15 protein-coding genes are annotated in these 15,210 nt (G+C 41.7%); 13 read left to right on the top strand and 2 right to left on the bottom strand.

Annotated features, from left to right (window positions below):
* Positions 1 to 323 precede the first annotated feature (323 nt).
* The 3 genes from PQO05_RS20235 to PQO05_RS20245 all read left to right on the top strand — a co-directional run bounded on the left by PQO05_RS20235 (position 324) and on the right by PQO05_RS20245 (position 4,666).
* The gene (locus PQO05_RS20235; RefSeq protein ID WP_273629260.1) at positions 324 to 2,690 is read left to right on the top strand and encodes an ABC transporter permease; all 2,367 of its coding nucleotides are present in this window, start codon (positions 324 to 326) and stop codon (positions 2,688 to 2,690) included.
* 113 nt (positions 2,691 to 2,803) lie between these two features.
* Positions 2,804 to 3,769: a GlxA family transcriptional regulator gene (locus PQO05_RS20240; RefSeq protein ID WP_273629261.1), complete on the top strand. Its 966-nt coding sequence runs from the start codon at positions 2,804 to 2,806 to the stop codon at positions 3,767 to 3,769.
* Positions 3,770 to 3,841: 72 nt separating this feature from the next.
* The gene (locus PQO05_RS20245; RefSeq protein ID WP_273629262.1) at positions 3,842 to 4,666 is read left to right on the top strand and encodes a DJ-1/PfpI family protein; all 825 of its coding nucleotides are present in this window, start codon (positions 3,842 to 3,844) and stop codon (positions 4,664 to 4,666) included.
* A gap of 56 nt (positions 4,667 to 4,722) precedes the next feature.
* Here the strand turns inward: PQO05_RS20245 and PQO05_RS20250 are convergent, their stop codons facing one another.
* Positions 4,723 to 5,841 carry a carbohydrate-binding family 9-like protein gene (locus PQO05_RS20250; protein WP_273629263.1) on the bottom strand — a complete coding sequence of 373 codons (1,119 nt, stop codon included), beginning with the start codon at positions 5,839 to 5,841 and terminating at the stop codon, positions 4,723 to 4,725.
* 145 nt (positions 5,842 to 5,986) lie between these two features.
* On the opposite strand from PQO05_RS20250, the gene PQO05_RS20255 reads away from it, so the two are divergent.
* The 6 genes from PQO05_RS20255 to PQO05_RS20280 all read left to right on the top strand — a co-directional run bounded on the left by PQO05_RS20255 (position 5,987) and on the right by PQO05_RS20280 (position 10,264).
* Positions 5,987 to 6,532 carry an RNA polymerase sigma factor gene (locus tag PQO05_RS20255; RefSeq protein ID WP_273629264.1) on the top strand — a complete coding sequence of 182 codons (546 nt, stop codon included), beginning with the start codon at positions 5,987 to 5,989 and terminating at the stop codon, positions 6,530 to 6,532.
* On the top strand, positions 6,513 to 6,782 hold the full coding sequence (locus tag PQO05_RS20260; RefSeq protein ID WP_273629265.1) for a hypothetical protein: 270 nt from the start codon (positions 6,513 to 6,515) through the stop codon (positions 6,780 to 6,782). The genes PQO05_RS20255 and PQO05_RS20260 overlap by 20 nt, the downstream gene beginning before the upstream one ends.
* An 11-nt stretch (positions 6,783 to 6,793) precedes the next feature.
* Positions 6,794 to 7,480 (top strand): ATP-dependent Clp protease proteolytic subunit, encoded by a 687-nt coding sequence (locus PQO05_RS20265; RefSeq protein ID WP_273629267.1) that lies wholly within the window; start codon positions 6,794 to 6,796, stop codon positions 7,478 to 7,480.
* 354 nt (positions 7,481 to 7,834) lie between these two features.
* The gene (locus PQO05_RS20270) at positions 7,835 to 8,263 is read left to right on the top strand and encodes a MarR family winged helix-turn-helix transcriptional regulator (RefSeq protein ID WP_273629268.1); all 429 of its coding nucleotides are present in this window, start codon (positions 7,835 to 7,837) and stop codon (positions 8,261 to 8,263) included.
* A 21-nt stretch (positions 8,264 to 8,284) separates the two neighbouring features.
* Positions 8,285 to 8,884 carry an isochorismatase family protein gene (locus PQO05_RS20275; protein ID WP_273629269.1) on the top strand — a complete coding sequence of 200 codons (600 nt, stop codon included), beginning with the start codon at positions 8,285 to 8,287 and terminating at the stop codon, positions 8,882 to 8,884.
* A 3-nt stretch (positions 8,885 to 8,887) separates the two neighbouring features.
* Positions 8,888 to 10,264, top strand: a complete 1,377-nt coding sequence (locus PQO05_RS20280; protein ID WP_273629270.1) for an MFS transporter — start codon at positions 8,888 to 8,890, stop codon at positions 10,262 to 10,264.
* Between the two features lie 106 nt (positions 10,265 to 10,370).
* On the opposite strand, the gene PQO05_RS20285 is transcribed toward PQO05_RS20280, so the two are convergent.
* A complete protein-coding gene (locus tag PQO05_RS20285) occupies positions 10,371 to 10,943 on the bottom strand; it encodes an NADPH-dependent FMN reductase (protein WP_273629271.1) in 573 nt (190 codons plus the stop codon).
* A gap of 249 nt (positions 10,944 to 11,192) precedes the next feature.
* On the opposite strand from PQO05_RS20285, the gene PQO05_RS20290 reads away from it, so the two are divergent.
* The 4 genes from PQO05_RS20290 to PQO05_RS20305 all read left to right on the top strand — a co-directional run bounded on the left by PQO05_RS20290 (position 11,193) and on the right by PQO05_RS20305 (position 15,200).
* The gene (locus PQO05_RS20290) at positions 11,193 to 12,206 is read left to right on the top strand and encodes a fatty acid desaturase (protein ID WP_273629272.1); all 1,014 of its coding nucleotides are present in this window, start codon (positions 11,193 to 11,195) and stop codon (positions 12,204 to 12,206) included.
* Positions 12,207 to 12,470: 264 nt separating this feature from the next.
* The gene (locus tag PQO05_RS20295) at positions 12,471 to 13,691 is read left to right on the top strand and encodes a hypothetical protein (RefSeq protein WP_273629273.1); all 1,221 of its coding nucleotides are present in this window, start codon (positions 12,471 to 12,473) and stop codon (positions 13,689 to 13,691) included.
* Between the two features lie 4 nt (positions 13,692 to 13,695).
* Positions 13,696 to 14,118 carry a QcrA and Rieske domain-containing protein gene (locus tag PQO05_RS20300; protein ID WP_273629274.1) on the top strand — a complete coding sequence of 141 codons (423 nt, stop codon included), beginning with the start codon at positions 13,696 to 13,698 and terminating at the stop codon, positions 14,116 to 14,118.
* A 5-nt stretch (positions 14,119 to 14,123) separates the two neighbouring features.
* Complete coding sequence (locus tag PQO05_RS20305; RefSeq protein WP_273629275.1) at positions 14,124 to 15,200, top strand: imelysin family protein; 1,077 nt, start codon at positions 14,124 to 14,126, stop codon at positions 15,198 to 15,200.
* Positions 15,201 to 15,210 lie beyond the last annotated feature (10 nt).

The raw sequence follows: 15,210 nt of genomic DNA on the forward strand, positions 1-15,210 counted from the left end.
AGATAATTCACAAGCCTTCTCTAAAGTGCAAAAACAGCATATATAGTTTACAAACGCAACTATTTAAATATCTACCAATTATCACAGTATGTTAATTTTATATAAATAATATATTATTATTAAAATTTAGACACAAATAATACTTATAAATCTATCTGGATGCGCTGTAGTGTTAAAACCGAACGTTGAGTGTTCGGTTTCGATACACTCAGAAATAGAAACATCAATTAAAATACTAATAATCAATACATTATAAAACAGGCATAATATTTAAACATATTACAGCGTAAAATCCAATTTTGTTTTCCCTAAAGCGCAGTATCATGATCAGAAATTACCTAAAAATTGCCTGGCGTAACCTCGTTAAAGACAAGCAATTTACCCTGCTTAATGTATTAGGCCTTTCTGCCGGCTTAGCCTGCACCCTGCTTATTTATTTGTGGGTGCACGATGAGGTAAGCTACGACAAGTTTTTTGACAAAAACGACCAGATTTACCAGGTAATGGAGCACCGTAAAGGTGGCAACCAGCAATTAACGGATGAATCATCAGGTTTAGTGAGCGAAGTACTAAAACTGCAAAACCCAGAAGTGCAATATGCCGCTGCAATTGCCCCGCCGGATTGGTTTCAGAAATTTACCTTGAGCAATGGTGATAAAAACATCAAGGCCGTTGGTCAGTACGCGGGGAAGGATTATTTCAACATTTTCTCTTTTAAAATGCTGCAGGGTGAACGAGGTAAAGTGCTCAACAATAAAAACGGCATTGTAATTTCTGATGAATTAGCGAAAAAGCTGTTCGGTACTACGGATAATGCGATTGGCAAACCCATCAAGTTTCAGCAGGATAAATATTTCTATGTATCGGGTGTGTTCGAAAAATTACCTGCGCATTCATCCCAACAATTTGATTTTACGCTGTCGTTCGATTATCTGGCCGAAGTACCCGGACAGCAATGGGTTAAAAGCTGGGAAAACGGCGGCCCGCACAACTTTGTAATGTTGAAAAAAGGCACAGACATTGATGCTTTTAATAAAAAAATTGCCAGCCTGGTAACCAAAAACAGCAAAGATACCGCGAGGACTACCTTTGTTACCCGTTTTTCTGATAATTACTTACAAAACACCTTCATTCACGGCTCGCGGGTAAGCGGCCGGGCCGAGTATGTTAAACTCTTCTCATTGGTTGCCATATTTATATTAGTTATTGCCTGTATTAATTTCATGAACCTTTCTACCGCCAAAGCATCTGGGCGAATGAAAGAAGTTGGCATTAAAAAAGTGGTTGGTGCGCCGCGCATTCAGTTGATTATCCAGTTCCTGTCCGAATCCCTGCTGATGGCCATCTTTACTATGATCATTGCTATTGGCATTGCCTGGTTGTTATTACCACAGTTTAACCAGTTAACGGGCAAGCAAATTCAACTGCACTTTGATGCTCAATTAATACTGATGCTAATCGGCATTACCATTTTCACAGGTTTAGCAGCTGGGAGTTATCCGGCTTTATATCTGTCTAAGTTTAAACCTTTAGCCATTTTAAAAGGCAAATTCACTTCTTCATTTTCAGAATTATTAGCGCGTAAAGGCTTGGTGGTATTTCAGTTCACGCTTTCGGTTATGTTGATTGTAGCTGTGCTGGTAGTTTATAAGCAAATTCAATATATCCAGTCAACCAAACCGGGTTATAATAAAGATAATGTGATCAGGTTCGATTCGGAAGGCAAACTCCTGGGCAATGAAGAAACTTTCACAGCCGAACTACGCACCATACCCGGCGTGGTAGATGCCAGCTTTACCCAGCACAATTTAGTAGGCCGCAATTTTGGCACAGCTGTAGTAAGTTGGGAGGGCAACAATGACCAAACAACCTATTTTGAAGGTTTTTACGGCGGCTATAAGTTTGTGGAAACCATGGGCATGCAAATGGCCGCGGGCAGGGCTTTCTCTAAAAACTATGGCGATGAGAGCAATAAGGTTTTACTTAATGAAACCGCTGTTGCCGCTATGCACCTTACCAACCCGGTAGGTAAAACGATAAAAATTTTTAACCAGCCTTTACAGGTTATCGGCGTGGTAAAAGATTTCCATTACGAATCGTTACACCAGGCAGTTACACCATCATATATTGAACTTGCTGTTGACAATAGCCCCTGGTATAAAATTATGGTACGAATCAAAGGTGCGGATCAAAAAGAAACCATTGCACGGATCCAGCATTTATACGAAAGCTTTAATCCCGGTTTCCCATTCTCTTATAACTTTTTGGATGAAGCTTATCAAAAGCAATACGAAACCGAAGCACGGGTTTCTACAATAGCTCAATATTTTTCATTCCTCGCTATACTAATCTCATGCCTTGGTTTGTTCGGACTGGTAGCCTTTACTGCACAAAAACGCCAGAAAGAAATTGGCGTGCGTAAAGTAATCGGCGCTTCGGTTAACGGCATTACTATTATGCTCGCTAAAGATTTTCTGAAACTGGTATTCATAGCCGTAGCCATTGCCTTCCCGATAGCCTGGTGGGTAATGTACCAGTGGCTGCAGGGTTTTGCCTACCGCATCAGCATTGACCCGGGTGTATTTATAATTTCGGGGACTTCCATCCTATTGATTACCATATTAACCGTAAGTTTTCAGGCTATTAAGGCAGCGATGGCTAACCCGGTTAAGAGCCTGAGAAGCGAGTAAAATCAAACCTTATTTATGTTATCGAAGACGTTCTTTCAACAAGGAACGTCTTTTTTTGTATATCATTTGAAACAAATGATTATTCATATAATCTAATTGTTCTAATTTCAATTATGCAAATCAACAAGCAAAATCAATTACAAGCGGTGTTTATGATACCACCCAAAGTGCATTTGCTTGATATTACCGGGCCTGCTCACATTTTTTACGAGGCCGCTTGCTACGGTGCACCGGTAACTTCGCTTTTCAGCAGTATTATTACCAATCAGAGCGAATCTGTGAGCAGCAGTGCATTGGCGTTTCATCAGCTTACACCGTTTGATCAGCTTAGTTTAAATCCCGGTGATCTGGTGTTTGTGCCCGGCCTGGATAGTGCATTATTGCTCGACAATCAGTTTATTGAGGCTACCCGCTCTTTTCAATACTGGCTAAAAGCACAGCATCAAAAAGGTGTAACTATTTGCTCGGTATGCACGGGCACATTTTTACTGGCTGCCGCGGAATTGCTTGATAACCGCGAATGTACCACCCACTGGAAATACGCCGAACGTTTCAAACAAATACATCCCAAAGCCCGGCTGCAAACCAACCGCCTGTTTGTAAAGGAAGATAATATTTACACCAGCGCCGGCGTATCGTCGGGAATTGATCTGGCACTTTATCTTATTGAGCAGATCTGGGGTGCACATTTTGCTGCGCAGATAGCCAAAGAAGTGGTGATCTATTTCCGCAGGACCATTGACGACCCGCAGTTGAGCGTCTTCACCCAATACCGCAACCATTTGGATGACCGGGTCCACCATGTGCAGGATGTTTTATCCCAATCGCTCGATCGTAAATTATCTATTGATGAACTCGCTGCTGAGGTAAATATGAGCCCCCGTAACCTCACCCGTTCGTTTAAGAAAACTACCCAGATAACCATCGGTGAATACCTTGATAAGCTACGCACCGAACGTGCCGAACAACTGATAAACGAAGGGCACTCTTTACAAGCTACAGCATTGCACTGCGGCTTAAAAAGCGTGAACAGTCTGCGGCAATTACTCAATAATCAGCACTTGGTTGGACAGAAATAATGGCCTGATACTGCCTGCTGTTGTCCTTATTTGATTCTTTGTAGTCTATAGATTTGAGCAAAACTATTAGCTATGAAAATATTATTCTGTTGTTTATTAATACTGTTAAGTGTGGTTACCGTACAACCAGCTTCTTCTCAAACTAAAACGGCGGCTAAAGCCAAAACCGCTTATTTCTGCGATCCCTGCGGTAACGATTGCGACAAAATTGCTTTCGATAAACCCGGCAAATGCCCGCATTGCGGTATGACCCTCACCTTGCAAGATGTAGCCACTCACGAAAAAAACATGAACTTAAAACGATTAAAAGTACTTTTCTACCTGCAGGATGGCGTAGAAGTTTTAGATTTTGCCGGACCAATGGAAGTATTTTCATACGCGGGCTTCGATGTAGCCGTTGTATCTAAAACCAAAGACCCAATTGTTGCACAGGGGGTACTAAAAATAATACCACAGTACAGTATCAATGATGCACCAGCTGCAGATATCCTGGCCTTTTTTGGTGGCAGCGCGTGGAATGCTGTTAAAGAACCGTCGGTAATTAAGTGGGTGCAGGATGCGCCTAAGCCACAGTACTATTTTTCGGTTTGTACGGGTGCTTTTATACTAGGCAAAGCAGGCATGCTCGATGGTTTAACCGTAACCACATTTCACGAAAGTATTGAGGGTTTACAGCATGATGTACCCAAAGCCAAAGTACTATCAAACGTGCGGTTTGTTGATAACGGAAAGGTAATAACCACTGCAGGTATTTCGGCGGGCATTGATGGTGCTTTGCACCTGGTAGAAAAAATACGCGGCCGTGATGTTGCCGTACAAATTGCTAAATATATGGAGTACGATAAATGGGTACCTGCACAAGGTTTGGTTATGAAGCCTGTTGCTGCTACACCTTGATAACAATTAACTTAATCAGCATCATTCCACCAAAGCCACCCGGTAAACGAGCGGCTTTATTTATTTACTGTGCTTTTGATAAGCCCTTCATCGTTAATCAGTATTACATACTGCCCATCAATAGCAACCGTTGCGGTAAACTGGCGCTCTGTAGCCTGCATTGCTAAGCGCACATCTTTTCCTTTAACGGTTTGTTTGGGGTTGCTGCCCAGGTCATTTAAAGCAAGCGCATATTTCCCGTTCTTTCTCTGATACTCCTTTTGCCGATAGTAGATAAGCCACAAATACTGGCGTTGTGACTCTTCATCCGGAAGGCTAAACTGTGTATTTTCCTTTCTTGTAAATAGCAGGTATCCCCAACGTTCCGGGTAATGCATATCAATAATTCCCTGCGGCGACCATACCCAATTATGCTCGGGCAGGTTTTTACCTTTAACATCTGTAAGTTTTACGTATTTACCGTTTACTACCTTCGTATCCCATTCTACGCGCGAGAAATTGATGCGCCATAATTCACCTTCTTTAACCGTTTTTGTAAAACCCGTACGGATTGATTTTAATGGTATGGCCATTTCTATCGTCCAGCCTTTGTCTTCATCCCCGGCATTGTTTAATGTGCCATCAATTTTTACTGCAGATTGCAGCCCGCTTACATCCCAACCTATAAAGGGGTTGCCCTGGTTACGATAAGATTTCGACAAAAACAGATCGAATATTTTATTAAAAGCATTCACCTCTATTTCATCATACTGATGTGTGGTGTTATTAGGGTCGATAAATATCTCGAAATCGTTATCCTTAAAAATAATATCATCATGGTGGGTTTGTATGGCCCAAACATTTGGTTCCTGCAATTTTGCAGCAATAAACAGGGTCGAATCATCCCAAAGCATTTTTACCTGCGTGCGGAAAGTGGGCAAAGGTTTCAGGGAGCCTTCAATATCAACAAAATCTTCGGTCCACTGCGCTTTTTGCCAGGCGGCATCATCAAGGTTGCCATCAATGTTCGGCACTGCATCGGTGTGCTGTATTACATAACTTTTAGGCGTGGTAAACAATGGTTCTAAACCATTAAAAACATTTTGCGCCTTTAATGATGAAAAACTAAAAAGCAGAAAAAAGCCAGGTGTAACTTTTCGCGTAAAAGCCAATAAAAGGCGATATGATGACTTCAATTTGTACGTTATTTTAAGGTTGATCGTAATATTATAGAGGTAATATAAGCGTATTTACCCTTGTAAAAATTGCTGCAAAATAAAATCTTAATTTTACGGGTGATATATTGCCGATAATTTACACTTGTTATTAAAAGCATTATTTATGGAAGCATTAATGATTTCCGGAAATACCAAAGCAACCCGTGAGGCACTTTTTATAGCATTGTATCAAAAAGCCTTCCCCGCTGCCGCAAAGTATGTAAGCAAAATGGGTGGAAGCTTTGATGAAGCCAAAGACGTATTTCAGGATGCACTGGTGATTTATTACGAAAAAGCAGTAAGCAACCAAATTGCCATCCATGTTAATGAAAAGGCTTACCTGCTGGGCATCACCAAAAACCTGTGGATGCAAAAATATCGCGAAGACAGGCCAAACGTTCCTTTCGACAGTGCTGACATTGATACAGCTTTTGAAGATGCCAACGAGCCCGCAACAGAAAAGCTGATGCACTATCTCGAAACTGCCGGGCAAAAGTGTATGGAACTATTAAAGTCCTTTTACTACGATAATCTACCGGTAAAAAAGCTGGCCGACCTGTTTGGCTATACCAGCACCCACTCGGCTACAGTGCAGAAATATAAATGCCTGGAAAAGGTACGCGATACTGTTAAACAAAAATCATTGACTTATGAGGACTTCCTTAAATGAGCTTAAACAGATAGAGGATCATCTGTTGAGGTTAAGTCCTCCGGATGATACTTTACTCTTCGCAGCCAAAATGATCCTGGACACCAATTTGCGCAGCAATGTATTGCTGCAGCAACGCACCTACACGCTTGTACAGCAATATGGCCGTAAACAATTAAAGGCCGAAATAGAGGCTGTGCATCAGCAAATATTCAGCAATACGGCGCATCAAACTTTCGTCGATAAAATACTGAGCCTGTTTAAAAAGTAAACCAACAATTTATGTATACCGATAAAAATGAGTTCCGCAAATACGCGGTGGGGCATCGCCATGTCCAAAGTTTACATGTAGATCGCTTTATAGCGCAGGTAAACAATACAGTTATACCCACAGCCATGACACCACACATTATGGAAGAGCGCCAGTTAAACATTACCCAAATGGATGTTTTCTCGCGCCTGATGATGGACCGTATCATCTTTATGGGGACTGCCATTGAAGACCAGATGGCCAACATTATCCAGGCACAATTACTGTTTTTGCAATCGATAGATGAAAAACGCGATATCCAGATCTACATTAATTCGCCGGGCGGTTCAGTTTATGCTGGTTTTGGTATTTATGATACCATGCAGTTTGTGAATCCCGATGTGGCTACTATATGTACCGGCCTGGCCGCGTCCATGGCTTCGGTGCTGCTTTGCGCCGGTGCGCCCGGCAAACGCGCGGCTTTAAAACACTCGCGGGTAATGCTGCACCAACCGCTGGGTGGTGTGCAGGGCCAGGCTTCTGATATTGAAATTACTGCCCGCGAAGTATTGAAAGTTAAAAAGGAAATTTATACCATCATCTCCGAACACAGCGGCCAAACTTATGAGAAAGTCCACGAAGTATCAGACCGCGATTTTTGGATGGTTGGTACCGAAGCCAAGGAGTTTGGTATTGTTGATGAGATATTGGGCGAGTAAATGTAAAATTCGTCTCAAAATTATGTTGCAAAATTCTTTCTCTTAGCAATACGGTGTACTCACATCTCGTTTCTACCCCTTATTAACGTTAGAAGTGGTAGCACTGTCATTGCATTCCCCTAAATTAGGGGAACACTACTGTCTGTACAATTTGCAACAGCGTTAATAAGGGGTAGAAATTAGGTAGATCAGACTTGTTGGTATACGTGGTCTTAAGGGGAGGAAATTTAAACCCAACCGACATCTTATTGTCATCTCATCAGCCCGGAATAAATATTCCGGGCTTTTATTTGTGCATCTCAAATAACAATTTGTAATTTTGTAAGGTAAACTTAGTAGTTTACCTTATGAGTTATGAAAAACAGCGAATTGGCATCCTCCCTCAGAGACATTGTATCCCGGATGCATAAGCGGCTTAGACGTGAAGTAAAGTCGGCTGATAATCTTTCACTGACCGAGATCACCACACTTTCATATCTGTACACCAATGGTTCGATGTATCCATCTGAACTGGCCGAAGCAACGATGGTGAAAGCGCAGTCGATGTCGCAGATTATCACCCATCTCGAAGAGCTGGAGATCATCACCAAAACACCTTCCGAAACTGATAAAAGAAAAGTTGCTATCTCCCTAACCGCTTATGGTAAGCAAATGGTTGAGCAAACCCGTTACGAGCGCGATGAATGGATGGACAATGCGATTGAGCAAAACCTATCGCCCACTGAAAAGAAAATACTACAAGACGCAGTGGTGCTAATGAACAAGCTGGCCGACTATAAATAATAACATCTAAAAACAAATAATATGATAACTGCAATTGACGCTAAAACAGCGCTTGTATTAATTGACCTTCAAAAAGGAATAATGGGTTTACCTACGGCCCACTCGACTGAGCAAGTTCTGGAAAAATCAATCGAACTAATTAAAGCTTTCCGCAGCAAAAACCTGCCGATTGTGTTTGTGAATGTTAATCCCCTTGGCGCTAAATGGACACAAGCCCGTGTTGAACAATCGACCGCACCTAAAGGTGAAGAAGCTATTGAACAAGCACGCCTTGCTATGGAGGCAAGCGGCTTTTTTGACCTGGTACCTCAGCTTGATGTACAACCCGATGATATTTTAATTACCAAAAATACATGGAGCGCTTTTTACAACACTCCGCTGCACGAAATTCTGCAGAAGTTAGATATTACCGGTATTGTACTGGCCGGTGTAGCAACCAGCATTGGTGTTGAAGGCACTGCCCGTAACGCCAGCGAACATGGCTATAACATCACTTTTGTAGAAGATGCCATGACCGACATGCACTTATCTGCCCACGAAAACAGCTTAAAAAGCATCTTCCCTCGTATTGGTGAGCTTGGTACTACTGCTGATGTGATCAGTACATTACAAAAAAACTAATTGATGGCTACCGAGGCGAAAGAAGAAGTATCGTACCCATTTATGTTGCCCCTTGTTTTGGGCACCATGATGAACCCCCTTAACTCAACCATGCTGGCAACGGCATTACTTACCTTATGTAATTCATTTAAGGTGACGGTTGGTCAAGGCGCTATACTCATTACTTCGCTTTATGTAACCGCCATGATTGCCCAGCCGCTTATGGGGCGGCTGGCTGACATTTTTAGTGCGAAGAAGATCAACCTATTAGGTTTCGGCCTGGTGATGTTAGCCGCATTGATTGGTGTTTTTGCTCCAAGTTTTCCGTTTTTGATTTTATCGAGGATTATGCTGGGCCTGGGTACTTCGGCTGCTTATCCTTCGGCAATGGCACTTATCAGCAAAAAATATGCATTAGAGGGCAAACCTGTGCCGGGCAAGGTTTTGGGCATTATAGCAGTATCTGCCCAAATCAGCATGGTATTGGGACCTGTACTGGGTGGTTTACTAGCACAATGGTTTGGCTGGCGGGGTATCTTCTTTATCAATATCCCCTGGGTATTGATAGCGCTTTTGCTATCACGAGCTATTCCCGATTATGGTTCTGCCCCGGCAGATCGCAGCATCAGTTTGTTTAAAAGGCTGGATGTTGTAGGAATTATAATCTTCAGTGCATTTTTATTGTCGCTACTATATGTATTAATGGGCGATAATTTCGCACCATTATTTATTATCCCTCCTATTGCTCTTTTAATTGCCCTGATACTTTGGGAACGCAGCCAACAATCGCCATTTATTGATGTAAGGTTACTGGCTAGCAATCCTGCCTTAATGTTGGTTTATATCCGCACACTGGCAACTACTTATGTTTTATACCAGGTACTTTATGCCATGCCGCAATGGTTGGAAGCCGTTAAGAATTTCAGTCCTGCAAATACGGGATTGATTATGCTGCCCGAATCGGCCATGGCCATGTTAATGGGCTACCTGGTATCTAAAAGCAATAAAGCCTTCAGGCAAAATTTGTGGGGAGTATTGATTATGCTCGCTACCTGCATTTGCTGGCTTACCTTAAATACACAGAGCAGCGTTATCTATATTTTCCTGGTTACGCTGGTGATGGGTACGGCCGAAGGCATCAATATAATTGCCAACCAGGCGCTTTTAAATAAAGAAGCCCCGCTGGCGCAAAAAGGCGTGTCATTTGGTTTATCGAGAACGTTCGGGTATCTCGGCGCTATCATTTCGGGCTCGCAGATCAAATCTCTTTTTCATAATGGTGTAACTGATTACAGTTTCCACATTATCGGCTATACCGTGCTTTACTCATGTGCTGCACTGATTATATTATTGATACCCCTATGGTTGCGCCTGCGCAACGAAGCAAAGGTTGTAGCTTAAGCTACAACCTTTTTTATAATATCGAATAATGAATTTTGAATATCTAACATCGAAGTTTTCCTTCATTATTCAATATTGGATATTCAGTGTTCGATATTAGATTTAATTACTTATCCTCTTTGATGGTTTTTAAACCCTTAGTCCAGCGTACTAATTGGTCTAACATAATTTTGGCGTTGCCTATTACCCGTTCGTTAGGCATAAAAGCGCCTTCTTCATTTAAGAAATCATTTAATGATGGGATGTTCACCATTTCTGATAATGACACCACTTTTAACGATAGCAGATCGGCCTTCAGGCTCGATACCGCTCTTACCCCTGCAAACGGGCCGATAGAGTAACTTACCATACCGGCAGGTTTAAACGCCCATTCGTGTACCAAATATTCTAATGCATTTTTTAATGATGCCGGGTAGCTGTAATCGTATTCGGCAGTTACAAAAATAAAAGCATCAGCTTCTCCAATTTTGGCGCTCCATTGTTTGGTGTGTTCGTGCTCGTACTTGCGCATTACCGGGTGGATGGCCTCATTCATTAGCGGCAGGTTTACCTCGCCTAGGTCTAACAGTTCCGCTTCAAAAGCGCCGTATTTATTTACTTCGTCGGTAATCCATTGGCCAATTAGCGGTCCTTTTCGGCCCGGGCGTACGGTAGCTGATATTACTTTTAATTTATACATGTTTTGTGTGTGATTGAGTGCCAGCAAATATATAAGCTTAATCTGTCGGTATATTTCTATTAATATAAATACAACAGATTTGCTACAATAAAAATCCAAAGTTTAGGTTTAACTTTAACCCGTTGCTTAATAAATTGACAGTAACGTAACATTTTAAGTAAAATTTTTACTGCGGATAAATATTTATTTCATTAAAAATTCATAAAAAACAGGTATAAAAGTTTATTTTGCGGTAATTTCTAATAATTTATGACGAAGAAAACAGATTTCATTTACTCATCAGAGTCTGAACCACACCGTATCCGAACGAAAAAAATGCTGAAGGAGTTCCCGCATATCCGCGAGCTTATTGGCAAAAATCCGTACACCATCTTTGCTATTATTGGCGTGGTTGCCTTTATGGTTGCTTTGGCTTGGTTAGTACGTGATCAATCATATTGGGTAGTATTTTTGGCAGCCTACTGCTTAGGTGCATTTGCAGATCACGCTTTGTTTGTTTTAATACACGAGTGTGCTCACCATTTGCTTTTCAAAAACCGTTCGGCCAATCGTTGGGCCGGTATCCTAGCTAACATTCCTCAAATTTTCCCGAGTTCAATCTCGTTCGAATATTATCACATTAAACACCACTCTTTTCAGGGCGTACACGAGTTAGATGCCGATTTACCGAACCACTGGGAAGCCAAGTTGATTAATAACTCATTTTTAGGTAAAGCTTTATGGTTGTTATTCTTCCCATTCTTTCAATTAACCCGCTTGTCGCGTTTAAAAGAAATTAAAGCATTTGATAAATGGGTTGCGGCAAACTACTTAGTACAAATTGTATTTGTAGGCGCTATTTATTATTTCATGGGCTGGCACTCCATCGTTTTCTTATTATTGAGCTTTTCATTCTCTGTAGGTTTGCACCCACTTGGCGCACGCTGGATCCAGGAGCATTACCTGACACATACCGAGGAGCAGGAAACTTACAGCTATTACGGCGGCTTAAACCTGGTGGCCTTTAACGTAGGCTTTCACAATGAGCACCACGATTTCCCTTCTATCCCATGGAATCGTTTACCGAAAATTAAGAAAACAGCACCAGGCTATTACGATACGTTGTTCTACCATAAATCATGGACGATGTTATTTTTCCGCTTTTTGTTTGACAAAGAAATCTCAATGTTCAACCGTATTTTGCGGAAAGAACGTGGTAAGGTTGCATTAACCGATGTATCTAAACCCGATCTGGAGTTAACCAAAGCTGAGGCTGTAGCTTAAATACAACCTTTCATTTAAACGATAAATAAAAAGGCCGTGCATTGAGCATGGCCTTTTTTATTGCATTATTTTTTTTAAATCGATATAAATTAAATCTAAAAATTCAGAGTTTCTTCAGAATTGCATATCATATTCCTGCGAGGCATTTTTAACAGGCTAATTTCAATTAAATGACGTATACGTCTGTAAATCACTTCATCATCATGCTATTCTTATTTGGATTTAATCCAAATATGCATACTTTTGCTCGATCAAATTTTTTCGATGCAAAAAATATTTACTCTCATCCTGCTCTTATTTTCTTCGTTTAGTGTGTTTGCCCAACAACCGGTTGCAACAACTTCGGAAGATTCATTATCACGTAACTTGTCAAAAACCTCTACCACTATTGGTGGTTATGGTAACGCATTTTATCAGCGTAATTCCAACTTAGGAACATCCCGTATGGACCTGGAGCGTGGTGTGCTATTCTTCGGCCATAAATTCAACAACCAGATCTCTTTTTTCTCTGAGCTGGAAATTGAAGATGCCAAGGTAGCTGGTGGCCAAAACGGTGGCGAAGTAAGTTTCGAACAACTTTATTTAAAGTTTAACTTGAATGCCAACCAATACATCGTTGCCGGTTTATTTATCCCACGCATTGGTATTTTGAATGAAAATCACTTGCCCAATACCTTTAACGGTAACGAGCGTAACTATGTAGAAACCTTTATTATCCCCGCTACCTGGCGCGAATTGGGTGTAAGTTTATACGGTAGCCTCAACAGCCTGCCTATCAATTATACAGTAGGGATTATGAACGGACTAAACTCCGGAGCTTTTACACATGGCACTGGTTTAATTGATGGCCGTTTCGAAGGCCGCAACGCATCGGCAAATAACCTTGCGGTTACGGCATCACTACAGTATTATGTGGGTGATTTAAAAGCACAGGTATCTGGCTACTACGGCGGAACTGTAGGTGTAAGCAAAAGAAAAGCAGATAGCCTTGGCCTAAACTCGGGCACATTTGCTGCACCGGTTGCCTTAGGCGAAGCCGATTTACAATATGCCCACAATGGCTTTTCAGCTAAAGCTTTAGGCACCATCGTTTCTATTAAAGATGCCCAGAGCATTAACCGCGCCTACGCCAATAACACGCCCGAAACCGAATACGGTGCTTATGCCGAAGTTGGATACGATTTGCTTTACGCCCTTATCCACCACAAACACCCGCAACAACTGATCCTGTTTGTGCGCGATGAGAAACTGGATATGAATGCCAAGATCCCGTCGAACGGCGTAATTGATGGCACTTTAGATCAAAACTATGTGGTTACAGGTTTAACTTACCTGCCTATCCGTAACATAGCTTTAAAGGCCGATGTACGTATTGTGCACACCGGCGAGCAAAACCCTAGTCTGATTATCAACCCTAATCCGGCCGCATTGCCGTATCAGCAGAATAATAACCTCATTAACCTGGGGATGGCTTTTTCATTTTAAAATTATGGAAAGAAGAGATTTTTTAAAGCAAACCTGCTCGCTGTGTATGATAGCCGGCGCAGGTATAGCGCTGGGCAGCCTGGCATCATGTTCAACATTGCCGGTTTATCAAACTGCTATCAACAATCAGCAGGTGATAGTACCTGTATCGCTTTTTGATAAAGGCAATCTGCAAATCATTCAGCCTAAAAATCTCTATTACAACATAGCGCTTAAAAAAGAAAGCGATGGTAACTATACTGCGTTACTGCTGCGTTGTACCCATGCCGATAACCAGTTACAAACCACAGGTAATGGCTTTAAATGCAGCCTTCATGGCAGCACTTTCGATCAGGAAGGCCAGGTAACTATGGGGCCGGCAGAAAAACCACTGCACAAGTATCCAACAGAAATTAATAACGGACAAATAATCATCCACTTATCTTAAATAATATGAAACATAAATTACTCCCGGTACTAATCGGCGCTTCTATATTCGCCTTAACCAGCTGTTCAAAATCGAACAAAGACGATGTACAAACCAACGATGCTGCTTTAGAAGTAAAGGTGATCACTGATTTTGCTAACGTTTTGGCTAATCCGGATTATGTAGACCTGCAAACTAAAGCGGCTATTTTAAATACTTCTGTAGCTACATTTGTTGCCACCCCTACTGATGCCAACCTGCTTGCTGCACAAACTGCCTGGAAAAACACCCGCGCACCATGGGAAGCTTGCGAAGGTTTCTTGTTCGGCCCGGTTGAGGATAATAACTATGACCCAACTATGGATAGCTGGCCGGTTGATAAAAACGAACTTGATGCTTTGTTAGCCAGCAATAACCCTTTAGGTGTTAGCGATATTAGTAGTTTATCAGAAACTCAGAAAGGCTTCCACGCTATCGAGTATATTATTTTCGGCTTAGGTGGTACACAAAAAGCGGCTAATATTACCGCCCGCCAAAAAACATATTTAACCTCGCTTACTCAAAGCTTATATAACACCACACAACAACTGGTAAACAGCTGGGCTGCATCGGGTGGTAACTACACCAAACAAGTAACTACAGCAGGTAGTGGCAGCACAACTTTTGCAACCCGCCAGGCTTTATTTGTTGCCCTGGTTGGCTCAATGGCCGATATCTGTGATGAAGTATCTGCTTCGAAAATGCAAACGCCACTGTTAGCACAGGATTCTTTACAGGATGAGTCTGCTTTCTCGCACAACTCCATTGCCGATTTTAAAAACAACATTACCGGTATTTATAATGCCTATATGTGTACTTACAATGGCGCAACAGGTACAGGGTTAAACCAGATCGTAGCTGCCAAAAACGCATCGTTAGATCTTAAACTGCAAACACAAATGAAAGCGGCTATAGCATCATTCAGCACCATTACCACTACTTACGAAAAAGCTATTTACACCCAGCAATCGCAGGTAAAAGCAGTACAGGCAACCATCAATACCTTACATGATTCGCTTGATGGCGACCTGAAGACTTTTGTAACTACCAACATTAAAGACTAATTAAGCCACA

Origin of the sequence: Mucilaginibacter jinjuensis, from assembly GCF_028596025.1 — a bacterium.
GTDB classification, from domain to species: Bacteria; Bacteroidota; Bacteroidia; order Sphingobacteriales; family Sphingobacteriaceae; genus Mucilaginibacter; species Mucilaginibacter jinjuensis.

What these genes read in the sequence shown, in the direction of transcription:
- PQO05_RS20260 (WP_273629265.1), top strand. Translation starts at nt 6,513, where the DNA reads ATGAGGACTTCCTTAAATGAGCTTAAACAGATAGAGGATCATCTGTTG.
- PQO05_RS20240 (WP_273629261.1), top strand. Translation starts at nt 2,804, where the DNA reads ATGCAAATCAACAAGCAAAATCAATTACAAGCGGTGTTTATGATACCA.
- PQO05_RS20305 (WP_273629275.1), top strand. Translation starts at nt 14,124, where the DNA reads ATGAAACATAAATTACTCCCGGTACTAATCGGCGCTTCTATATTCGCC.
- PQO05_RS20235 (WP_273629260.1), top strand. Translation starts at nt 324, where the DNA reads ATGATCAGAAATTACCTAAAAATTGCCTGGCGTAACCTCGTTAAAGAC.
- PQO05_RS20255 (WP_273629264.1), top strand. Translation starts at nt 5,987, where the DNA reads ATGGAAGCATTAATGATTTCCGGAAATACCAAAGCAACCCGTGAGGCA.
- PQO05_RS20285 (WP_273629271.1), bottom strand. Translation starts at nt 10,943, where the DNA reads ATGTATAAATTAAAAGTAATATCAGCTACCGTACGCCCGGGCCGAAAA.
- PQO05_RS20265 (WP_273629267.1), top strand. Translation starts at nt 6,794, where the DNA reads ATGTATACCGATAAAAATGAGTTCCGCAAATACGCGGTGGGGCATCGC.
- PQO05_RS20300 (WP_273629274.1), top strand. Translation starts at nt 13,696, where the DNA reads ATGGAAAGAAGAGATTTTTTAAAGCAAACCTGCTCGCTGTGTATGATA.
- PQO05_RS20290 (WP_273629272.1), top strand. Translation starts at nt 11,193, where the DNA reads ATGACGAAGAAAACAGATTTCATTTACTCATCAGAGTCTGAACCACAC.
- PQO05_RS20270 (WP_273629268.1), top strand. Translation starts at nt 7,835, where the DNA reads ATGAAAAACAGCGAATTGGCATCCTCCCTCAGAGACATTGTATCCCGG.
- PQO05_RS20295 (WP_273629273.1), top strand. Translation starts at nt 12,471, where the DNA reads ATGCAAAAAATATTTACTCTCATCCTGCTCTTATTTTCTTCGTTTAGT.
- PQO05_RS20280 (WP_273629270.1), top strand. Translation starts at nt 8,888, where the DNA reads ATGGCTACCGAGGCGAAAGAAGAAGTATCGTACCCATTTATGTTGCCC.
- PQO05_RS20275 (WP_273629269.1), top strand. Translation starts at nt 8,285, where the DNA reads ATGATAACTGCAATTGACGCTAAAACAGCGCTTGTATTAATTGACCTT.
- PQO05_RS20245 (WP_273629262.1), top strand. Translation starts at nt 3,842, where the DNA reads ATGAAAATATTATTCTGTTGTTTATTAATACTGTTAAGTGTGGTTACC.